This window comes from Pseudomonas profundi, from assembly GCF_008638305.1.
GTDB classification, from domain to species: domain Bacteria; phylum Pseudomonadota; class Gammaproteobacteria; order Pseudomonadales; family Pseudomonadaceae; genus Halopseudomonas; species Halopseudomonas profundi.
In genome coordinates this window covers 45813-68111 of sequence record NZ_VTPZ01000010.1, presented here as the reverse complement: position 1 = coordinate 68111, position 22299 = coordinate 45813, and the positions used below count along the sequence as shown (strand labels likewise).

Annotated in this window: 18 protein-coding genes and 2 tRNA genes; 18 read left to right on the top strand and 2 right to left on the bottom strand. The window is 57.6% G+C overall.

Going from position 1 to position 22299, the window contains the following annotated elements:
- The first annotated feature begins 56 nt into the window (after positions 1-56).
- The 3 genes from dnaK (at position 57) to dapB (ending at position 4093) form a co-directional block, all read left to right on the top strand.
- Positions 57-1976 (top strand): molecular chaperone DnaK, encoded by a 1920-nt coding sequence (dnaK, locus tag FZE95_RS13835; RefSeq protein WP_150301452.1) that lies wholly within the window; start codon positions 57-59, stop codon positions 1974-1976.
- 153 nt (positions 1977-2129) lie between these two features.
- Entirely contained in the window at positions 2130-3272 is a 1143-nt protein-coding gene (dnaJ, locus tag FZE95_RS13830) for a molecular chaperone DnaJ (protein WP_150301546.1), read from the top strand.
- Positions 3273-3283: 11 nt separating this feature from the next.
- The gene (gene dapB / locus FZE95_RS13825; protein ID WP_150301451.1) at positions 3284-4093 is read left to right on the top strand and encodes a 4-hydroxy-tetrahydrodipicolinate reductase; all 810 of its coding nucleotides are present in this window, start codon (positions 3284-3286) and stop codon (positions 4091-4093) included.
- Positions 4094-4208: 115 nt separating this feature from the next.
- Here the strand turns inward: dapB and FZE95_RS13820 are convergent, their stop codons facing one another.
- Positions 4209-4970 (bottom strand): hypothetical protein, encoded by a 762-nt coding sequence (locus FZE95_RS13820; protein WP_150301450.1) that lies wholly within the window; start codon positions 4968-4970, stop codon positions 4209-4211.
- A 351-nt stretch (positions 4971-5321) separates the two neighbouring features.
- On the opposite strand from FZE95_RS13820, the gene carA reads away from it, so the two are divergent.
- The 4 genes from carA to FZE95_RS13800 are packed head-to-tail and all read left to right on the top strand — an operon-like array spanning position 5322 to position 10602.
- Entirely contained in the window at positions 5322-6458 is a 1137-nt protein-coding gene (gene carA / locus FZE95_RS13815) for a glutamine-hydrolyzing carbamoyl-phosphate synthase small subunit (protein ID WP_150301449.1), read from the top strand.
- 32 nt (positions 6459-6490) lie between these two features.
- Complete coding sequence (gene carB, locus FZE95_RS13810) at positions 6491-9706, top strand: carbamoyl-phosphate synthase large subunit (RefSeq protein WP_150301448.1); 3216 nt, start codon at positions 6491-6493, stop codon at positions 9704-9706.
- A 3-nt stretch (positions 9707-9709) separates the two neighbouring features.
- Entirely contained in the window at positions 9710-10183 is a 474-nt protein-coding gene (gene greA / locus FZE95_RS13805) for a transcription elongation factor GreA (RefSeq protein ID WP_150301447.1), read from the top strand.
- Complete coding sequence (locus tag FZE95_RS13800) at positions 10180-10602, top strand: DUF4149 domain-containing protein (RefSeq protein WP_223825069.1); 423 nt, start codon at positions 10180-10182, stop codon at positions 10600-10602. Before greA ends, FZE95_RS13800 begins: the two co-directional genes overlap by 4 nt.
- Positions 10603-10613: 11 nt before the next feature.
- On the opposite strand, the gene yhbY is transcribed toward FZE95_RS13800, so the two are convergent.
- The gene (gene yhbY, locus FZE95_RS13795; protein ID WP_150301544.1) at positions 10614-10928 is read right to left on the bottom strand and encodes a ribosome assembly RNA-binding protein YhbY; all 315 of its coding nucleotides are present in this window, start codon (positions 10926-10928) and stop codon (positions 10614-10616) included.
- Between the two features lie 227 nt (positions 10929-11155).
- Between yhbY and rlmE the strand changes: the two genes are divergently transcribed.
- The 11 genes from rlmE to infB all read left to right on the top strand — a co-directional run bounded on the left by rlmE (position 11156) and on the right by infB (position 22278).
- Positions 11156-11785, top strand: a complete 630-nt coding sequence (gene rlmE / locus FZE95_RS13790; protein WP_150301446.1) for a 23S rRNA (uridine(2552)-2'-O)-methyltransferase RlmE — start codon at positions 11156-11158, stop codon at positions 11783-11785.
- Between the two features lie 135 nt (positions 11786-11920).
- Positions 11921-13870, top strand: coding sequence for an ATP-dependent zinc metalloprotease FtsH (gene ftsH, locus FZE95_RS13785; protein ID WP_150301543.1), 1950 nt, complete (start codon positions 11921-11923; stop codon positions 13868-13870).
- Positions 13871-13877: 7 nt separating this feature from the next.
- Entirely contained in the window at positions 13878-14726 is an 849-nt protein-coding gene (gene folP, locus FZE95_RS13780; protein ID WP_150301445.1) for a dihydropteroate synthase, read from the top strand.
- Between the two features lie 38 nt (positions 14727-14764).
- Positions 14765-16111: a phosphoglucosamine mutase gene (gene glmM / locus FZE95_RS13775; protein WP_150301444.1), complete on the top strand. Its 1347-nt coding sequence runs from the start codon at positions 14765-14767 to the stop codon at positions 16109-16111.
- A 69-nt stretch (positions 16112-16180) separates the two neighbouring features.
- The gene (tpiA, locus tag FZE95_RS13770; protein ID WP_150301443.1) at positions 16181-16939 is read left to right on the top strand and encodes a triose-phosphate isomerase; all 759 of its coding nucleotides are present in this window, start codon (positions 16181-16183) and stop codon (positions 16937-16939) included.
- The gene (secG, locus tag FZE95_RS13765) at positions 16939-17319 is read left to right on the top strand and encodes a preprotein translocase subunit SecG (protein WP_150301442.1); all 381 of its coding nucleotides are present in this window, start codon (positions 16939-16941) and stop codon (positions 17317-17319) included. The genes tpiA and secG overlap by 1 nt, the downstream gene beginning before the upstream one ends.
- A 12-nt stretch (positions 17320-17331) precedes the next feature.
- A tRNA-Leu gene (locus FZE95_RS13760) sits at positions 17332-17416 on the top strand.
- A gap of 102 nt (positions 17417-17518) precedes the next feature.
- Positions 17519-17595: transfer RNA gene (locus FZE95_RS13755), tRNA-Met, on the top strand.
- 118 nt (positions 17596-17713) lie between these two features.
- On the top strand, positions 17714-18169 hold the full coding sequence (gene rimP, locus FZE95_RS13750; protein ID WP_150301441.1) for a ribosome maturation factor RimP: 456 nt from the start codon (positions 17714-17716) through the stop codon (positions 18167-18169).
- 52 nt (positions 18170-18221) lie between these two features.
- Positions 18222-19703 (top strand): transcription termination factor NusA, encoded by a 1482-nt coding sequence (nusA, locus tag FZE95_RS13745; protein ID WP_150301440.1) that lies wholly within the window; start codon positions 18222-18224, stop codon positions 19701-19703.
- A 61-nt stretch (positions 19704-19764) separates the two neighbouring features.
- Positions 19765-22278: a translation initiation factor IF-2 gene (gene infB / locus FZE95_RS13740; RefSeq protein WP_150301439.1), complete on the top strand. Its 2514-nt coding sequence runs from the start codon at positions 19765-19767 to the stop codon at positions 22276-22278.
- Positions 22279-22299: the final 21 nt, after the last annotated feature.

The following is a 22299-nucleotide window of genomic DNA, read 5'->3' as shown; positions in this document are numbered from 1 at the left end:
ATCAGTAGACAATCCCGCCGCGGGTATCACGCGGCACACAGATTCGGAGAATTTAGATGGGCAAGATAATCGGTATCGACCTGGGAACTACCAACTCCTGCGTAGCGATCATGGAAAACGGTACGGCCAAGGTAATCGAGAATGCTGAAGGCGGTCGCACCACTCCTTCGATCGTGGCCTATACCAACGACGGCGAGACTCTGGTCGGCCAGTCGGCGAAGCGTCAGTCGGTAACCAACCCGCAGAACACGCTTAACGCGGTTAAGCGTCTGATCGGTCGCCGTTTTGAAGAAGATGTTGTACAGAAAGACATCAAGCTGGTCCCTTACAAGATCGTCAAGGCCGACAACGGTGACGCCTGGGTTGAAGTGAAGGGCGAGAAGATGGCGCCTCCGCAAGTATCTGCCGAAGTGCTGAAAAAGATGAAGAAAACCGCCGAGGATTACCTGGGCGAGCCGGTGACCGAAGCGGTCATCACCGTGCCTGCTTACTTTAACGACAGTCAGCGTCAGGCTACCAAGGATGCGGGTCGTATTGCTGGCCTCGACGTCAAGCGGATCATCAACGAGCCGACTGCCGCTGCGCTGGCATACGGTATGGACAAGTCGCGTGGCGATTCCACTATCGTGGTGTATGACCTTGGCGGCGGTACCTTCGATATTTCGGTAATCGAAATTGCCGAAGTCGACGGTGAGCATCAGTTCGAAGTGCTGGCTACCAATGGCGATACGTTCCTGGGTGGTGAAGACTTCGACATGCGCCTGATTGACTATCTGGCCGACGAGTTCAAGAAAGAAAACGGTGTTGATCTGCACAACGATCCACTGGCCCTGCAGCGCCTGAAAGAAGCTGCCGAGAAAGCCAAGATCGAGCTGTCTTCCAGCAACCAGACGGACGTTAACCTGCCGTACATCACCGCAGACGCATCGGGTCCCAAGCATCTCAATGTCAAGGTGACCCGGGCCAAGCTGGAGTCGCTGGTAGAAGAGCTGGTCAAGCGCAGCATCGAACCTTGCCGCGTAGCGATGAAAGATGCCGGCCTGGACGTGTCCGACATCAATGAAGTGATTCTGGTCGGTGGTCAGACGCGCATGCCGCTGGTACAGCGCACCGTTGCCGAGTTCTTCGGCAAGGATCCGCGCAAGGATGTAAACCCGGACGAAGCCGTTGCCGTAGGTGCAGCGATTCAGGGTGCGGTACTGGCTGGCGATGTTAAGGATGTGCTGCTGCTGGACGTTACGCCGCTCTCTCTGGGTATCGAGACAATGGGCGGCGTGATGACCACGCTGATTGAGAAGAACACCACCATCCCGACCAAGAAGTCGCAGGTGTTCTCGACTGCTGATGATAACCAGACCGCGGTTACCATTCACGTGATGCAGGGTGAGCGTAAGCAGGCATCGCAGAACAAATCGCTCGGTCGTTTCGATCTCGCAGACATTCCGCCGGCTCCGCGTGGCGTGCCGCAGGTCGAAGTGAGCTTCGATATCGACGCCAACGGTATTCTGAACGTGTCCGCGAAGGACAAAGCGACCGGCAAGCAGCAGTCGATTATCATCAAGGCTTCTTCGGGCCTGAGCGATGACGAGATTGATCAGATGGTGCGCGACGCCGAGGCAAATGCCGAAGAAGACCGCAAGTTCGAGGAGCTGGTCACTACCCGAAACCAGGCTGATCAATTGGTTCACGCGACGCGTAAGACGCTGACCGAAGCTGGCGACAAGGCCACTGAGGAAGAGAAGACTGCAATCGAGACTGCTTTGGCTGATCTCGAAACCGCAATCAAGGGCGATGACAAGGCCGATATCGAAGCCAAGATCAATGCCCTGTCCGAAGCGTCCGGTCCGCTGGTGCAGAAGATGTACGCCGAGCAGGCGCAGGCTGCCCAGGGCGGCGAGTCGGAAGCAGATGCCGGCCAGGAAGGTGCGGATGATGTGGTTGACGCCGAGTTCGAAGAGGTCAAGGACAAGAAATAAGGCCTTGATCGAACGGCTTGACGACTGACTGCAGGCAACGCGGGAGCTATTCCCGCGTTGCTGTTTGTAACGGACCCTCGGGTCTGTTGACGTTTCGCAGCCTGCAGCTGCGAAACGTCAACAGAGCTTTGAATGAAGAAATGGGTAAAAACGATGGCCAAGCGTGATTATTACGAAGTGCTGGGCGTAGAGCGCGGCGCCAGCGATGCCGAGCTGAAGAAGGCTTACCGCCGCCTGGCAATGAAATTCCATCCGGACCGTAACCCGGACGATCAGACCGCAGAAGAGAAATTCAAGGAAGCCAACGAGGCTTATGAAGTTCTTACCGACGCCAACAAGCGCGCAGCCTATGATCAGTATGGTCACGCTGGGGTTGATCCGAACATGGGTGGCGGGCCTGGTGGCTTCGGCGGCGGCAGTGCCAATTTCTCGGATATTTTTGGCGATGTGTTCGGCGACATTTTCGGCGGCGCAGCAGGCGGTCGTGGTCGTTCCAACGTGCAGCGCGGCAGCGACCTGCGTTATACGCTGGAGCTTGATCTGGAAGAGGCGGTGCGGGGCACTTCGGTCACTATCCGTGTGCCGACTCTGGTCGCATGCGAGACCTGTGAAGGCAGCGGCGCCAAGAAGGGTACTAAGCCGATAACCTGTACTACATGCGGTGGCCATGGCCAGGTGCGCATGCAGCAGGGTTTCTTCTCGGTGCAGCAGACCTGCCCTCGTTGCCATGGCACGGGCCAGATGATTGCTGATCCCTGTAATGACTGTCACGGCCAGGGCCGCGTCGAAGAACAGAAGACGCTGTCGGTCAAGGTTCCTGCGGGCGTCGACACGGGCGATCGCATCCGGCTGGGAGGTGAAGGCGAGGCGGGTGTCAACGGCGGACCTGCTGGCGATCTGTATGTTGTGGTCTCGGTTCGCGAGCACAAGATCTTCCAGCGTGATGGCAAGAATCTGTATTGCGAAGTGCCGATCAATTTTGCTGACGCCGCGTTGGGCGGTGAGCTGGAAGTGCCGACGCTGGATGGCCGCGTCAAGCTGAAAATCCCGGAAGGCGCGCAGACCGGCAAACTGTTCCGTTTGCGCGGCAAGGGCGTAACGCCTGTACGCGGTGGTTCGGCCGGCGACCTGTTGTGTCGCGTTGTTGTCGAGACACCTGTGAATCTGACCAGACGCCAGCGCGAGCTTTTTGAAGAGCTGCGCGACAGTCTCGAAGAAGAAGGCAGCAACCAGTCTCCGAAGGCAAAAAGCTGGTTTGAAGGGGTGAAAAACTTTTTCGAGGACATGAAATTTTGACTGGGGCAGAAATGAGGCGCGTAGCGGTAATCGGTGCAGCCGGCCGCATGGGCAAAACGCTGATCGAAGCGGTCAGTCAGGCCGAGGGTGCGGCTGTTCTGACTGCCGCAACCGAAAGGCTCGGCAGTTCGCTGATCGGCGCTGACGCCGGCGAACTGGCTGGCGTAGGCCGGTTGGGGATCGCGGTAAGTGGCGCGTTAGAGGATGTGCTCGATGAGTTTGATGTGCTGATCGATTTCACTCATCCGACCAGCACTATGGTTAACCTGGCGCTATGCCGTGATGCCGGTAAGGCCATGATTATCGGTACTACCGGGTTCTCTGATGCGCAGAAGGCCGTCATTGCCGAGGCGGCGCAGGATATTCCGATCGTCTTTGCGCCGAACTTCAGCGTAGGGGTCAACCTGTGCTTCAAGCTGTTGGATATGGCTGCACGGGTCATGGGCGATGAAGCTGATATCGAGATTATTGAGGCGCATCATCGACATAAGGTTGACGCACCCTCCGGTACCGCCCTGGGTATGGGTGAAGTCGTCGCCAAGGCGCTCGGTCGTGACTTGCAGAAAGTGGCCGTGTACGGGCGCGAAGGCCAAACTGGAGCGCGGGATCCCCAGGCCATTGGTTTTGCAACGGTCCGGGCCGGTGATGTGGTGGGCGACCATACCGTCCTGTTCGCTACCGAAGGCGAGCGCGTGGAAATCACGCACAAGGCTTCAAGCCGGATGACGTTCGCCAAGGGTGCGGTGCGGTCGGCTATCTGGTTGGCCGGACGGAAGGCCGGGCTATATGACATGCAGGATGTGTTATCCCTGCGTGATTGACGCCGCCTGCAGATAGAGCCGGGACGGCTCGTGATACTGAACCATCTGCAGGCTTTGGTAGCGCCTGTGCTCGGCAAGAGCCAAGGCGCTACATCCGGACCCGGACCGACCGGTCTCAGGCGTCGCGGTTGAGGGCGTCGCGGGAAAGGTTGTTGAGGGTGCTGGTGTTACGTAGCAGATAGAACGCAGCGATGGTTGGCACCCAGTCCGCACGGTGATCCAGTAGTCGCGGCTTGATGAATTCGTACTGTTTTTCCAGTTGATCGAAGGTGGCGTTCAACTCGGGAAACAGCTCGCGCAATTCATTCGCGCGCTGGGTAATGCGAGCATCCATTTCGTTGAACAGGCCTTCTTTGGCTTCAACAAAATAGACGCCAATGGAGCTGAACATGCTGTTCTGATAGAGCAGCAGAATCTGATTGGTTTCCAAGCTCTGACGGTGCAGGGCGAGAAGGTCCTCTGGAGCGTCCTTGGCCAGCAAGTCGTATTCGGCCGCTACGGCCTTGTCCAGTTCCGCGTGGGCCATCATGATCTGGTTGACTGTCGCCAGATGGTAATGAGCTTCTTCGATTGACTGGCCTTCAAGCTGACGAATCAGGGCTACCAGTGCGTCATAGGGTCTGCGCAGCTCGGTAGGGTTGCCCATTTTGCGCAACAGCTGATCCATGTTCTTCAATGCGGTGTTGTAGGTCTCGCGATTGCCGGGTTCGCGTACGCGCTCGAACAGGTTATTGTCGATCAGCACGTAGGTGCCGGTAACATACCCATCGCTGCGGAATTCGTGGAGGTCTTGCAGTTCTTGAAGTTCTGCTGCATGTATCATGGGCGCGACACTGAGCAGTGCCAACACCATATAGCGTCTTAGGCGCGGTATCATGGGGTCTCTCCGGTCCTTTTTTTATTGTCACAGCTCCTGCGCTTCACAGCATCAGTGGCTGGGCTGTATCCGTTCACAGTTGTTTTAACACAACTGCTACAGCATATGGAACAAATTGCCAATGTGTCCTGAGCGAAATAGATCGACGGTTCGGTGCCGGCTTGAGGGGCGCTGCGATCCTTCGGTCTGGATATATGTCGAGCGATCCCTTAGAATGCCGGGCTAATCTGTCTATCCAGCGCGCATCTGACAATGCTCAAAATGTAAACGGGATGAAGTGTCCAACACCTCGTTCCCGCTTTTGTGCAGCCCGCGTTTAGTAAAACTTGTCCGCTCTTTTCGGAGGTTTTCTTGTCCAAGCCAGCCATTCTCGCCCTTGCCGACGGCAGCATTTTCCGTGGCGAGTCCATCGGGGCCGACGGTCAGACCGTAGGTGAGGTTGTTTTCAATACAGCCATGACCGGTTATCAGGAGATCCTTACTGATCCTTCCTATGCGCGCCAGATCGTTACGCTGACCTATCCGCACGTCGGGAACACCGGGACTGTGGCGGACGATAGCGAATCGTTCAGGGTCTGGGCCGCCGGCCTGGTCATCCGTGATCTGCCGCTTCTGGCCAGTAACTGGCGTAACACCCAGCCGCTGGACGCGTATCTGGTCGAGAACGGTACAGTCGCCATCGCCGGAATCGATACGCGCCGTCTCACGCGCCTCTTGCAAGAAAAAGGCGCGCAGAATGGCTGCATTCTTGCCGGCGAAGACGCTACTGAAGAGCGCGCGCTCGAGCTGGCTCGTGAGTTCCCGGGGCTGAACGGCATGGACCTGGCCAAGGAAGTGAGCGTCAAGGAAGGTTACGAATGGCGCTCAAGTGTGTGGTGCCTGGAAAGCAATAGCCATGCAGAGATCGAAGCAAGTGAGCTGCCTTACCACGTAGTGGCCTTCGATTACGGTATCAAATACAACATCCTGCGCATGCTGGTTGCACGCGGGTGCCGTTTGACGGTCCTGCCGGCTCAATCCACTGCCGCGGATGCGCTTGCCTTGAAGCCCGATGGCATCCTGCTGGCCAACGGACCGGGTGACCCAGCACCTTGTGATTATGCAATCGAGGCGATTCAGCAGCTGCTGAAGACCGACACGCCGATGCTGGGCATTTGTCTTGGGCACCAGTTGCTGGCTCTTGCAGTGGGCGCGCGCACAGTGAAGATGCCCAGCGGGCACCATGGTGCCAACCATCCGGTGCAGGATCTACGTACCGGTGAAGTGATGATCACCAGCCAGAACCACGGCTTTGCGGTGGATGAATCGTCCCTGCCGAGCAACGTGCGGGCGACACACAAGTCCCTGTTTGACGGCACGCTGCAGGGCATCGAGCTGACGGACAGAGAAGCGTTCAGTTTCCAGGGTCATCCTGAAGCCAGCCCGGGCCCGCACGATGTGGCTCCGCTGTTCGATCGTTTCATCGAGACCATGGCCAAACGCCGCTAAGCCGCCGGTTCACTTAGGATTTTTAGACGACTATGCCAAAACGTACAGATATCAAAAGTATTCTGATTATCGGCGCTGGTCCGATTGTCATTGGCCAGGCCTGCGAGTTTGACTACTCCGGTGCCCAGGCTTGCAAGGCACTGAAGGAAGAGGGCTTCCGGGTCATTCTGGTCAACTCCAACCCTGCGACCATCATGACCGATCCGGCGATGGCTGATGCCACTTATATTGAGCCGATCAAATGGCAGACAGTAGCGCGCATCATCGAGAAGGAGCGCCCGGATGCGGTGTTGCCGACCATGGGTGGGCAAACGGCACTGAACTGCGCGCTGGATCTGGAAAAGCATGGCGTACTGGAGAAGTACAACGTCGAGATGATCGGTGCCAATGCCGACACCATCGACAAGGCTGAGGACCGCTCGCGTTTCGATAAGGCGATGAAAGCCATCGGTCTGGAATGCCCGCGCTCGGGGATCGCCCACGACATGCAGGAGGCCTATGGCGTCCTGGATCAGGTCGGCTTCCCCTGCATTATTCGTCCTTCCTTCACCATGGGCGGCTCGGGTGGCGGTATTGCTTATAACCGCGAGGAATTCGAAGAAATATGCACCCGCGGGCTCGACTTGTCGCCAACCAACGAGCTGCTGATTGATGAGTCATTGATCGGCTGGAAAGAGTTCGAGATGGAAGTGGTCCGCGACACCAAGGACAACTGCATCATTGTCTGCGCCATCGAGAACTTCGATCCGATGGGCGTGCACACCGGGGATTCCATTACCGTAGCGCCAGCGCAAACGCTGACCGACAAGGAATACCAGGTGATGCGTAACGCCTCACTGGCGGTGTTGCGCGAAATCGGCGTGGAAACTGGCGGATCCAACGTTCAGTTCGGTATCAATCCGGTCAATGGCCGCATGGTTGTTATCGAAATGAACCCGCGCGTGTCCCGTTCATCGGCGCTGGCCTCCAAGGCTACCGGTTTTCCGATCGCCAAGATCGCTGCGAAGCTCGCCGTGGGTTATACCTTGGATGAGCTCAGCAACGACATCACTGGTGGACGCACTCCGGCCTCCTTCGAGCCTTCCATTGATTACGTTGTGACCAAGATTCCGCGTTTCGCCTTCGAGAAATTCCCCAATGCTGATGCGCGTCTGACCACGCAGATGAAGTCTGTTGGCGAGGTCATGGCCATCGGTCGTACCTTCCAGGAATCCCTGCAGAAAGCCCTGCGTGGGCTGGAAGTCGGGGTCTCAGGTCTGGATCCCAAGGTCGATCTGAACAGCAGCGATGCCCAGACTGATCTGGTGCGTGAACTGACCGTGCCTGGCGAGCAGCGCATATGGTACATCGGTGACGCGTTCCGCTCGGGCATGAGCATGCAGCAAATCTTCGAGCTGACCAATATTGATCCCTGGTTCCTGGTGCAGATCGAAGATCTGATCAAGGACGAAGAGCGGGTCAAGACGCTGGGTCTGGCTGATTTCGACCGCGACTTGATGTTCCGGCTCAAGCGCAAGGGCTTCTCGGATCCCCGGCTCGCCGAGTTGCTGGCTGTCAGTGAAAAAAGCCTGCGCCGCCACCGGCACAAATTGAATGTCTTCCCGGTATACAAGCGGGTGGATACATGCGCTGCCGAGTTCGCTACCGACACGGCATATATGTATTCGACCTACGAGGAAGAGTGCGAGTCCAATCCCTCAGACCGTGAAAAGATCATGGTGTTGGGAGGTGGTCCGAACCGTATCGGGCAGGGCATCGAATTTGACTATTGCTGTGTTCACGCTGCGCTGGCGATGCGCGACGATGGTTACGAAACCATCATGGTCAACTGCAACCCGGAAACCGTGTCGACCGACTACGACACGTCAGACCGTCTGTATTTCGAGCCGGTAACGCTTGAAGACGTGCTGGAAATTGTCCGCGTGGAGAAGCCCAAGGGCGTCATCGTACAGTACGGCGGCCAGACCCCTTTGAAGCTCGCGCGCGCGCTGGAAGAAGCCGGTGTGCCGATCATCGGTACCAGTCCTGAAGCGATAGACCGTGCCGAAGACCGCGAACGCTTCCAGCAGATGGTCGAGCGTCTGAACCTGTTGCAGCCACCGAACGCCACCGTACGCAGTGAGGACGAAGCGATTCGCGCCGCTGGCAAGATCGGCTATCCGCTGGTCGTGCGCCCATCCTATGTGCTGGGCGGCCGGGCGATGGAGATCGTCTACCAGGAAGAAGAACTCAAGCGTTATCTGCGCGATGCGGTGAAGGTCTCCAACGACAGCCCGGTATTGCTGGACCATTTCCTGAACTGCGCTATTGAGGTCGATGTGGATGCAGTGTCGGATGGCACCGATGTGGTGATTGGCGCGATCATGCAGCACATTGAGCAGGCTGGCGTGCACTCGGGTGATTCCGCCTGTTCGCTGCCGCCTTACTCGTTGCCCGCGCATATCCAGGACGAGATGCGCGAGCAGGTCAAGAAGATGGCGCTTGAGCTCGGTGTGGTGGGCTTAATGAACGTGCAGTTGGCGTTGCAGGACGATCGCATCTACATCATCGAGGTCAATCCGCGCGCGTCGCGAACCGTACCCTTTGTGTCCAAGTGCATTGGCCAGTCGCTGGCGAAGATTGCGGCGCGGGTGATGGCTGGCAAGACGCTCAAGGAAATTGGTTTCACCAAAGAGATCGTGCCCGCGTTTTACAGCGTCAAGGAAGCCGTGTTCCCGTTCGCCAAGTTCCCCGGTGTCGACCCGATCCTTGGGCCGGAAATGAAGTCAACCGGTGAAGTAATGGGTGTGGGCGATAATTTCGCCGAAGCGTTTGCCAAGTCCCAGCTTGGTGCCGGTGAAACACTACCGCAGGGCGGCACGGTGTTCCTCAGTGTCCGTGAAGACGACAAACCGTTTGTTGCCGAGATGGCCGGCGAACTGATCGGGCTGGGTTTCGATGTGGTCGCAACCAGCGGCACCGCCAAGGTGATCCAGTCAGCCGGACATAAGGTGCGCCGGGTGAACAAGGTCACGGAAGGGCGTCCGCATATCGTCGATATGATCAAGAACGATGAAGTCCGTCTGGTGATCAACACCACCGAGGGGCGCCAATCGATCGCCGATTCCTATTCAATCCGTCGCAATGCACTGCAGCACAAGGTCTACTCCACAACCACCCTGGCTGGTGGCCAGGCTGTATGCATGGCACTGAAATTTGGTCCTGAGCGTGCGGTACGGCGTCTCCAGGATCTGCATGAGGGGGCTTGATTCATGAAATACCCGATGACCAAGCAGGGCGCAGAAGCGCTCGAAGCAGAGTTGAAGCATCTCAAGAACACCATGCGTCCGCAGATAACCCAGGCGATTGCCGAAGCGCGGGAGCTGGGCGATCTGAAAGAGAATGCTGAATACCATGCTGCGCGGGAGCAGCAAGGTATGGTTGAGGCGCGTATCCGCGATATAGAAGGCCGGTTGTCCAACGCCCAGATCATCGATCCCACGACTATCCCGCATTCGGGGAAGGTGATTTTCGGCACCACGGTCGAGATTGCCAATGTCGATACGGATGAGGCGATGGTCTATCAGATCGTCGGTGAGGACGAGGCGGACATCAAGACGCGCAAGATCTCGGTCAGTTCGCCGATTGCTCGTGCACTGATCGGTAAGGAAGAGGGCGACATCGTTGCGGTCAAGACACCTGGCGGTGTGGTTGAGTATGAAGTGGTAGAGGTGCGGCATCTGTGAGCGGATCGGCCGCCGTGCCAGCCATGCGTAGCGGTCGGGTTGCCTGGCAGCTGACCGTGACGCTGTGGGTGGGCGGCATCTGGATGCTGCATTTCGTCCTGTTGCCCGCGTTGGAAAGCTTCGGTCTCGCTCCGATGCTGACCGAAGAGATTGGTAGCTTTATGCGGCCGTTGATGGTGGCTTTTGCTGCCGTCTGCGCGGTGCTTCAGCTGGTCATTGTCTGGTCGGCGACAGGTGTGGGCTGGTGGAAAGATTTACGTGGCCAGTTGTTGATGCTGGTGCTGGCGGCGTCTGCAATCTTCTTCAGCGCGAGATCCTTTACAGCAGCGGTCTACATCGAGCTGTTGTGCTATTTGGTTGTGGCTTTTGCGGGGCTGATTCTGATTCTACAGCCACGTCCGGATGAAGCCGGACGTTAGCTGTGACGCGGTCACATGTTCTTGTAGCGCACAAGATTGGATAGTTGAGCGTTGGGCTTTTTAGCCTTGCGCAGCAGAATTGCCATCTTGCCAATAACCTGCACCAGTTCCGCGCCGCTGTTTTTGCATAATTCTTCAATCAGCGCCTGCTTGCTGTCGCGATCGGCAACACTGAGGCGAATCTTGATGAGTTCGTGATCAGTGAGTGCACGATCAAGTTCGGCCATCACGCCTTCGCTGAGGCCGTTTTCGCTGATCATTACGATCGGCTTGAGATGGTGACCAATACGTTTGTAGGCTTTTTTCTGTTCGGAGCTAAGCGCCATAATATCTGTATGCGTTCCAGGTTCATTGAATGTAGGAGCCTCTGAATAACTACTGCGCTCGGCCATGCGGCGTTGAAGTCCTGCTCAAGATGCTCATTTACAACACGTAAACTGCGCTCTTTCGTCGGATTTCGCCTTGCCTGACCTTCGCTCGCTACGTTCTTCAGAGGCTCCTCGATAGACAGGTTAGTTTAACTGGCGGCGACATTCGCTGCACGAGGTATTCCGTGGCTCGATCCAAAACCAGCAAAGGCTGGCTGAAAGAACATTTCGACGACCCCTATGTCAAGAAGGCGCAAAAGGACGGCTATCGTTCACGTGCCAGCTATAAATTGCTGGAAATCCAGGAAAAGGACCGGCTGCTCAAGCCTGGTATCACCGTTCTGGATCTGGGTGCGGCGCCGGGGGGCTGGTGTCAGGTTGCCAGTCGTCTGATTGGCGACAAGGGGCGGATCATCGCCTCGGATATCCTGCCCATGGACAGCATTGCGGATGTAACCTTCATTGAAGGCGATTTCACCGAGGATGCGGTATTCGAGGCGATCCTGCAGGCGATCGGCGATCAGCAGGTAGATCTTGTTATTTCCGACATGGCCCCCAATATGAGTGGTACGCCTGAAGTGGATCAGCCAAGGGCCATGTATCTGTGCGAGCTTGCGCTGGATATGGCGGCGCAGGTTCTGCGTCCCGGTGGCAATTTTCTGGTTAAAGTGTTCCATGGGGAAGGTTTTGATGAGTACTTCCGGCAAATGAGAGGTCAGTTTGACAAGCTGGTCACCCGTAAGCCAGGGGCATCCAGAGACCGGTCCCGCGAAACCTACCTGCTGGCCAAGGGATACAAAGGTCCGCAAGCGTGAGTGCGGCGACATAGCGCGTAACATTGCCGCGTCTGCCGTCACGCCAGAAACTGGTGTAAGGTAGTACATATATAAAGATTTCAGTCAGGCCTGGTCGCTGTCGCGGCGGGGCAAGAGGGTAGCGATTTGAACGATATGGCGAAAAACCTCATCTTATGGTTGATCATTGCCGCGGTCCTGGTGACGGTGATGAACAATTTCAGTACTCCCACCGAAACCAATACCCTCAATTACACCCAGTTCCTCGAGATGGTCGAAGATCGTCAGGTTGAACGCGTGACTGTTGACGGCTACGAGATTGAAGGGCGTCGCCGCGACGGCACTACCTTCACCACGATTCGCCCGGCGATACAGGACAGCGGGCTGATTGGTGATCTGCTCGAGAATGACGTCATCATCGAGGGCAAGCAGCCGGAGCAGCAGAGCATCTGGACCCAGTTGTTGATAGCCAGCTTCCCGATTCTGATCATCATCGCCATCTTCATGTTTTTCATGCGCCAGATGCAGGGCGGGGCAGGGGGGCGTGGCGGTCCGATGAGCTTCGGCAAGAGCAAGGCGCGAATGCTGACCGAAGATCAGGTAAAGACCACCTTTGCGGATGTTGCGGGCTGCGACGAAGCCAAGGAAGAAGTCAGCGAGCTGGTCGAGTTTCTCCGTGATCCGGGCAAGTTCCAGCGTCTGGGCGGGCATATTCCCCGCGGCGTGTTGATGGTAGGGCAGCCGGGTACCGGTAAGACATTGCTGGCCAAGGCAGTTGCAGGCGAAGCAAAGGTGCCGTTCTTTACTATCTCCGGTTCGGATTTTGTCGAGATGTTTGTCGGCGTCGGTGCAAGCCGCGTGCGCGATATGTTCGAGCAGGCGAAGAAGCACGCCCCCTGCATCATCTTTATCGACGAGATCGACGCTGTCGGCCGTCACCGTGGCGGCGGTATGGGTGGTGGTCACGATGAGCGTGAGCAAACCCTGAACCAGCTATTGGTGGAAATGGACGGTTTCGAGCCAAACGACGGTATTATCGTTGTGGCGGCCACTAACCGTCCGGACGTCCTTGACCCCGCACTGCTGCGTCCGGGCCGCTTCGATCGCCAGGTTGTCGTTGGCTTGCCAGACATCCGCGGCCGCGAGCAAATCCTCAAGGTCCACATGCGCAAAGTGCCGCTGGGTGACGATGTGGCGCCGACCAATATCGCGCGTGGCACGCCAGGCTTCTCCGGTGCTGACCTTGCCAACCTGGTGAACGAGGCTTCGCTGTTTGCTGCGCGGGCCGGTAAGCGCCTGGTGGAAATGAAAGAGTTCGAGATGGCCAAAGACAAGATCATGATGGGCGCAGAGCGCAAATCCATGGTCATGTCTGACAAGGAAAAGCTCAACACCGCCTATCATGAGTCCGGACATGCCATCGTCGGGCGACTGGTCCCCGAGCATGATCCTGTCTACAAGGTCTCGATCATTCCGCGTGGCCGAGCGCTCGGTGTGACCATGTTTCTGCCGGAAGAGGATCGTTACAGCCTGTCCAAGCGCGCTCTGATCAGTCAGATCTGTTCGTTGTTTGGTGGCCGTATTGCCGAGGAAATGACCCTCGGATTCGAGGGCGTAACGACGGGTGCGTCCAACGACATCATGCGCGCTACGCAATTAGCCAAGAACATGGTGACAAAGTGGGGTCTGTCGGAGAAGCTGGGGCCGCTGATGTACGGCGAAGACGAGAACGAAGGTTATCTCGGCCGTATGGGTGGTGGTCAGTCTGCCGGCGTATCCGGTGAGACAGCCAAGCTGATCGATGAAGAAGTGCGCCGGATTATTGATGAATGCTACGGCACTGCGCGCCAGTTGCTTGAGGATAATCGCCATAAGCTGGACATGATGGCCGAGGCGTTGATGAAATACGAAACCATCGATGCCGAGCAGATCAATGACATCATGGGTGGCAACCCTCCTCGCGAGCCCAAAGGTTGGCAAGGCGATGATAGCCAGGGCCCAGGTGCTTCGGCGAGTGTCGGTGATGATCCCGCTACGGATGTGACAACAGGCGACGACAAGCCCAAAGATGGCGGTATAATCGGCGGCCCTGCTGGCGAACACTGAAACGTCGATGACTAACCTGTCTAACAGCTCCCGGTTGCCTTGTGGTGATCGGGAGCTTGATCTTTCCCGTACCCATATCATGGGTATTCTCAATGTCACTCCCGACTCGTTCTCCGATGGTGGCCGTTTCACGCGGATGGACGCGGCGTTGGCGCACGTAGACAAAATGCTCGCCGCTGGCGCGACAATGATCGATGTGGGTGGTGAATCGACCCGACCCGGCGCGGCCCCGGTGTCCGTTGCGCAGGAGGTCGAGCGCGTTGTGCCAATGGTCGAGGCGATCAAGGCACGCTTCGATACGGTGGTGTCGGTCGATAGCAGCACGCCCGAGGTTTTCACCGAGTCCGCCAGGGCGGGAGCGGGGTTTATCAATGATATACGCGCTCTGTGCCGGCCTGGCGCGCTCGAAGCTGCCGGCGCGACCGGGTTGCCTGTATGCATCATGCACATGCAGGGCGAGCCGGTCTCCATGCAGCAGGCTCCGGTCTACGCGTCGGTCCTCGACGAGGTGAATCAGTTTTTACTCGAGCGAGTCGCCGCCTGTGAAGCGGCGGGTATTCCGCGCCAGCGCTTGGTGCTGGATCCGGGTTTCGGTTTCGGCAAATCGCTTGAGCACAATCTTCAGCTTTTCAATCGACTCGATGCGTTGCAGCCGTCCGGCTTGCCTGTGCTGGTGGGCGTGTCGCGCAAAAGCATGATCGGTCAGACACTTGACCGGCCGGTAGATCAGCGTTTATTCGGTGGTATCGCCCTGACAGTCCTCGCTGTTACCAAGGGCGCGCGCATCATCCGGGTACACGATGTACCTGAAACCGTGGACGCGGTTCGCATGATCGAAGCGGTGCTCTCCGCCTGACCCAAACAGAACAAGACAGATTTGAAGGATTGCGCAACATGGAAAAACGCTATTTTGGAACCGATGGCATCCGCGGTCGGGTTGGCAGTCATCCTATTACACCCGAATTCATGCTCAAGCTGGGCTGGGCGGTGGGTATGGCATTCAAACGCCAGGGCCAGTGCCGGGTCCTGATTGGGAAGGACACGCGCATCTCAGGTTACATGTTCGAATCGGCTCTCGAAGCGGGCTTGTCAGCCGCCGGTGCGCAGGTTCAACTACTGGGGCCGATGCCGACACCGGCAATCGCTTATCTGACGCGAACCTTCCAGGCTGATGCCGGTATCGTTATCAGCGCATCGCACAATCCCTTCTTCGACAATGGCATCAAGTTCTTCTCGGTTACCGGCAGCAAGTTGCCAGACGAGCTGGAGCTCGAAATCGAGCGCCTGGTTGATTCGCCGATGGAGGTCGTGGACTCGGCTAGCCTGGGTAAGGTGGCTCGGGTCGAAGACGCGTCGGGCCGTTACATCGAGTATTGCAAAAGCAGTGTTCCGACCAGCACCAGTTTCAAGAATTTCAAGCTAGTAATCGATTGCGCCCACGGCGCCACCTACAAGGTTGCTCCGAACGTATTCCGTGAGCTGGGAGCGGAAGTGAAGGTTATCGGTGCCCAGCCGGACGGGCTGAATATCAATGCAGGCGTAGGTTCAACTGATCTGGCGGCGCTGCGTGAGGCGGTGCTCGAGTCGGGCGCGCATCTGGGTATTGCCTTCGATGGTGATGGTGACCGGGTGTTGATGGTCGACGAGCTGGGCGAAGAGGTGGACGGAGATGAGCTGCTGTTCATCATCGCACGTGACATGCAGCAGCGCGGCATATTACGCGGCGGAGTGGTCGGCACACTCATGACCAATCTTGGGCTTGAGTTGGCGTTGAAAGAGGCGGATGTGCCGTTCGTGCGGGCCAGGGTGGGTGACCGTTACGTGATGGCCGAGCTGCGCGAGCGCGACTGGACGCTCGGTGGTGAGTCCTCAGGCCATCTGGTATGCCTGCATCACACCTCAACCGGCGACGGTATTATCGCCGCGTTGCAGGTGTTGCGCGCTCTGCAGATCGCCGGCGCGACGCTCAGTGAGGCGCGCAAAGGCATGCACAAGTGTCCGCAGAAACTGATCAATGTGCGTTATCAGCGCGGGGCGGTCTCGCCGCTTGAGCATCCTGAGCTGCAGGCCGGGATAACCCAGGCGGAGCAGCGTATGGGGGAGGCGGGCAGGGTACTTCTGCGGCTCTCTGGCACCGAGCCGGTAATCCGCGTAATGGTCGAGGGGCAGGACGCTGAGCAGGTGGAAGCCGAGGCCGGTATTCTGGCTGAACAGGTCAGCAGACTGTTCAGTGGTAAGTAAGCAGAATGCGGTTGTTTCGCCCGGGCATCTTGGGTAAGATTGGCGCCCGCTTGAGCTGAGAGGTTAGGCATGCGTCGTTCGCTGGTCGCCGGAAACTGGAAAATGCACGGTACTCGGCAATCCGTTGAGACCTTGCTTGGTGGGTTGAATCAGCAGGATTGGCCTGAAGAGGTTGATCTCGTTATTGCTCCGCCCGCGCTTTATCTTCAGCAGTGTCGGGCAGCGCTTGAAGGTTCGTCCGTTAGCCTTGCGGGACAGACATCTGCAACCCAGGCCGAGCCTGGCGCTTTCACCGGCGAAGTGTCGCCGGCCCAGTTACGTGATGCGGGATGTGAATATGTGATCGTTGGTCACTCCGAGCGGCGTAGTCTGTTCGGCGAGACGGACGAAGTAGTGTGCAAGAAGTTTGCAGCCGCGCTGGCGTGTGGTCTGAGGCCAATTCTCTGTGTCGGCGAGACGCGTGAACAGCGCGATGCTGGCGAAACCGCAGAGGTCGTCGGACGCCAGTTGCAGGTGGTACTTGAATCGTTCGGGGTTGGCGGTCTCGCCCAGGGTGTAGTGGCTTACGAGCCGGTCTGGGCCATAGGCACGGGTTTGACGGCCTCGCCGGAAGAGGCTCAGGATGTACATTCGATGATCCGCGGCCGGCTGGCAATGCTCGATGATGAGCAGGCCCGCTGTGTCCAGATTGTCTACGGCGGTAGTGTCAAGGCGGATAACGCCGAAGCGCTGTTTGCGATGCCGGATATCGATGGGGGGCTGGTTGGTGGAGCCTCTCTCAATGCTGATGAATTTGGTGCGATAGCGCGTGCCGCGGGACGAGCATAATGATTGAGACGGTAGTTATAGTTATTCACCTGGTGGCTGCAATTGCTCTGGTCGGTCTGGTACTGATCCAGCAGGGCAAGGGTGCTGATGCAGGCGCGTCCTTCGGGTCCGGCGCTTCCGGCACTGTGTTTGGCAGCCAGGGTTCAGCTACCTTTCTAAGTCGCTTGACAGGCGCGCTGGCCGCTGTATTCTTTCTGACTTCTCTGGGTCTGGCCTACTATGCCAGCGATTATGCAGCACGATCGCTCGACAGTGGTTTGCCTGATCCGGTGTTGCGCTCCGAGCCGGCTGCACCGGTTCTGAGCGAGGATATACCTGTTCTTGAAGAGCAGGCCCCTCAGGCTCCTGCTGCGACGGATGATGTACCTGCCGTCGAGTAAGCCTAACGTTTTGCGGAAGTGGTGGAATTGGTAGACACGCTATCTTGAGGGGGTAGTGCCTTAGGGTGTATGGGTTCGAGTCCCATCTTCCGCACCAATCACTCAGGGTCTGCTTTGGCAGGCCCTGCTTTGTTTTCGGGCTGTGCGTGCCGGTTGTCTTGTTGGGCGGCCGGGCGTATAATTCATGCCCTAGATTCGACGCGGGGTGGAGCAGTCTGGTAGCTCGTCGGGCTCATAACCCGAAGGTCGTAGGTTCAAATCCTGCCCCCGCAACCAGTCAAAGGCCCCTTTTCAGGGGCTTTTTGTTAGATGTCTGGACTTCCCCGGAAGTGGCCAGCGACCAGGATGGGCTTAAAGGCCCATTTTTTATTCATGCAAAGCAAAGGTGGTGAATTTGTCCGGCAAAGTATCTGAGTTGGAAATACTTCTGGTCCCGATTATCGAAGCGTTAGGCTATCGTTGTTGGGGCATTGAGTATTTGTCTCAGGGCCGTCACACCCTCCTGCGCGTTTACATTGATCATCCGGACGGGATTACTGTCGAAGCGTGCGCAGAGGTTAGTCGGCAGGCAAGCGCCGTACTGGACGTTGAAGATCCCATCACCGGGGACTATACCTTGGAGGTGTCCTCCCCTGGCATGGATCGGCCGCTGTTCACCCTGGAGCAGTTTGCCGCTTACACTGGTGAACAGGCCAAACTCAGATTGCGCGTCCCGTATGAAGGGCGGCGGAATTTTCAAGGTGTCATCCGCGGTGTTGAAGGCGATGAGGTGATTCTTCAGGTCGGGGAACACGAATACCTGCTGCCCATCGACTCTATCGACAAGAGCAATATAATTCCGCGGTTTTGAGCATTTTTCGGGCTCCAGTGGCCCCAATGGACGGCGTTAGGCGAGGCATACGATGAGCAAAGAAGTGCTGCTGGTTGTGGAATCCGTTTCCAATGAAAAGGGCGTACCGCCCGATGTGATTTTCGAAGCATTGGAACTGGCATTAGCCACAGCAACCAAGAAGCGTTACGAAGATGAAGTAGATGTACGGGTGCAGATTGATCGGCAAACGGGCAGCTATGACACTTATCGTCGCTGGACTGTGGTGGCTGATGAGGATTTCGAAGAACCCGACATGCAACTGACGCTTGATCAGGCCGAAGCGCGTGATCCGGATCTGAAAATCGGCGACATGATCGAAGAAAAGATCGAGTCCGTCGAATTTGGCCGTATCGCGGCCCAGATCGCCAAGCAGGTTATCGTGCAGAAAGTGCGCGAAGCCGAGCGTGCGCAGGTGGTCGATGCCTATCGTGATCGCCTGGGCGAAATTATCAGCGGCACAGTCAAGAAGGTTACCCGTGACAGCGTGATCGTGGATCTGGGCAACAATGCCGAGGCCGTTCTGCCACGTGAAGAGATGATCCCGCGTGAGACCTTCCGTACCGGCAGCCGCATTCGTGCCCTGCTCAAGGAGATCCGTGCGGAGAACCGTGGCCCTCAACTGGTGCTGTCACGTAGCGCGCCAGAGATGATTATCGAGCTGTTCCGTATTGAGGTGCCTGAAATCTCCGAGGAGCTGATCGAGGTGATGGGCGCCGCCCGTGATCCCGGCTCCCGCGCCAAGATTGCGGTGCGTTCGAAAGACAAGCGTATTGATCCGCAGGGTGCCTGTATCGGCATGCGCGGCTCGCGCGTGCAGGCAGTGTCCGGCGAACTCGGTGGTGAGCGGGTTGACATCGTTCTGTGGGACGACAATCTGGCGCAGTTCGTCATCAATGCGATGGCACCTGCAGAAGTGGCGTCGATCATCCTCGACGAAGATACCCACACCATCGATATTGCGGTCGCCGAGGACAATTTGGCGCAGGCCATCGGTCGCAGCGGGCAGAACGTTCGCCTGGCCAGTCAGTTGACCGGCTGGACGCTGAATGTGATGACCGAAGAAGCCATCGTCGCCAAGCGCGAAGCCGAGACCGGCGATATTTTGCGCGGGTTTATAGAAGAGCTGGACGTAGACGAAGAGCTGGCTCAGATGTTGGTGGAAGAAGGCTTCACTTCGCTTGAAGAGATTGCCTACGTCCCGATGGAAGAAATGCTGGAAATCGACGGTTTTGACGAGGATATCGTCAATGAACTGCGCGCACGAGCCAAGGATCGGCTGCTGACCAGGGCGATTGCCAGCGAAGAGAAGCTGGAAGAAGCCCAGCCCGCTGATGACCTTCTGAATATGGAAGGTGTTGATCGGGCCCTGGCGTTCCAGCTTGCAGCAAAAGGCATCATCAGCATGGAAGACCTCGCTGAGCAATCGGTCGACGATCTGCTGGATATTGATGGTATTGACGAAGCCCGTGCCGGCACGCTGATTATGGCTGCCCGGGCGCCCTGGTTTGAATAACCGGTCGGTATAGCGGTACCCCCCTGCGGAGACGCACGGACCCGACTGAGGAGAGAAGTGAATGGCGGAAGTGACGGTCAAAGAATTGGCTCAAGTAGTAGGTACTCCGGTTGAGCGCCTGCTACAACAAATGCAGGAAGCCGGTCTGGCACATTCAAGTGCCGAGCAGCCTGTAACAGACGATGAGAAGCAGAAGCTGCTGACGTTCCTGAAAAGCGCCCATGGCGACTCAGGTTCCGAGCCGCGGAAGATTACACTCAAGCGCAAGACCATGAGTACGCTGAAAGTGGCGGGTAGCAAAACCGTCAATGTCGAAGTGCGCAAGAAGAAAACCTACGTCAAGCGCGAGCCTGATGCGCAGGAAGCTGAGCGTCAGCGCGAAGCTGAAGAGCAGCGCATAGCTGAAGAGGCGCGTCTGGCAGCCGAAGCGGAAGCCAAGCGGCAGGCAGAAGAAGCTGCACGGCAAGCGGAAGAAGCGCGCAAGGCAGCTGAGCAGGAAGCGGCGGCCGCAGCCAGCGCCGCACCTGAGCCGGCCGCAGCTCCAACCGCTGCGCCGGTTGCACCTCCGGCAGTGCCGGCTGAGCCGACTCCGGTCGAACAGCCGAAGAAGAAAGAAGAGCAACATCGGCGCAAGGCGGCGCCTACGCGTGACGACGATAATGAGCGTAACCGCAACAAGCGCGCCGGTGGGGCCAAAGGCCGCAACGCACCACGCGTATCTGACGATGATGAAGCGCTCGCGCGACGTCGCGGCGGCGGTGGCAAGCTCAAGGCGCACAAGAAACGCAACCAGCACGGCTTCGAGAAGCCGACAGGACCAGTAGTGCGAGAAGTAGTAATTGGCGAGACCGTGACCGTGGCTGAACTGGCGCAAAAAATGTCAGTAAAAGCCGCTGAAGTCATCAAGTACATGTTCAAGAACGGCAACATGGTGACCATCAATCAGGTGCTTGATCAGGACACCGCGACCATCGTCGCTGAAGACATGGGCCACCAGGTCAAGCACACCAAGGAAAGCGACATTGAAGACCGTCTGGTAGAGGCCTTGCATTTCGAAGGCGAAGACGTGAGTCGTGCTCCGGTCGTGACCGTGATGGGCCACGTTGACCATGGCAAGACCTCCCTCCTCGACTATATCCGTCGCACCAAAGTGGCTTCCGGCGAAGCGGGCGGCATCACCCAGCACATCGGTGCCTATCACGTCGAAACCGATCGTGGCATGGTGACTTTCCTCGATACCCCCGGTCACGCGGCGTTTACCGCCATGCGTGCTCGCGGTGCCGAGGCGACCGATATCGTGATTCTGGTGGTTGCAGCCGATGATGGCGTGATGCCTCAGACTGAAGAAGCGGTCGCGCATGCCAAAGCTGCCGGCGTGCCGCTGGTGGTAGCCGTCAACAAGATCGACAAGGAAGGCGCGGATCCGGATCGCATCAAGAATGATCTGGCTGCACGTGAAGTCATTCCTGAAGAGTGGGGCGGTGATACCCAGTTCGTACACGTATCGGCAAAGGTTGGTACCGGTATCGAAGAGCTGCTGGAAGCTGTCCTGCTGCAAGCTGAATTACTTGAGCTCAAGGCTCAGCCTTCTGCTCCAGGTCGCGGCGTTGTGGTTGAATCGCGTCTCGACAAGGGTCGTGGTCCGGTAGCCACTGTATTGGTTCAGAACGGTACGCTACGCCAGGGTGATGTTGTACTTGCGGGCGTCAACTACGGCAAAGTCCGGGCGATGTTCGACGAGAACGGCAATAGCATTAAGGAAGCAGGGCCGTCTATTCCGGTGGCTATCCTTGGTCTGGACGGTACCCCCGGCGCGGGTGATGAACTGACTGTGCTCAGCGACGAGAAAAAAGCGCGCGAAGTTGCTATGTTCCGTCAGGGCAAGTTCCGCGAGATCAAGATGGCGCGTCAGCAGTCGGCCAAGCTCGAGAACATGTTCGAGAACATGGGCCAGGGCGAGAAGAAGTCCCTCAATGTGGTGCTCAAGGCCGACGTGCGTGGTTCGCTGGAGGCGCTGCAAAGCTCCCTGGTTGAGCTGGGCAATGAGGAAGTTCAGGTCAAGATCGTGTCCGGCGGGGTGGGTGGTATAACCGAAACCGACGCCAACCTGGCACTGGCTTCGAATGCGGTGATCTTCGGCTTCAACGTGCGGGCGGATGCCTCGGCGCGCAAGATCATCGAGAGCGAAGGCCTCGACCTGCGTTACTACGGTGTGATCTACGAGATTATCGAAGACGTCAAGAAAGCCCTGACGGGTATGCTGGGCAGTGATGTGCGCGAGCAGATCCTGGGTGTCGCTGAAGTGCGCGACGTGTTCCGTTCGCCCAAGTTCGGTGATATCGCTGGCTGTATGGTCATCGAAGGCACTGTCCATCGTAATCGCCCGATCCGCGTTTTGCGCGAAGACGTGGTTATCTACGAAGGCGAGCTGGAATCTCTCCGTCGCTTCAAGGATGACGTCGCTGAAGTACGCAACGGCATGGAATGTGGCATCGGCGTGAAGAACTACAACGATGTGCGTCCCGGCGACCGTATTGAAGTATTCGAGCGGATCCAGGTAGCGCGGACGCTCTAAGGCGTCTGCGACAAGCGGCAA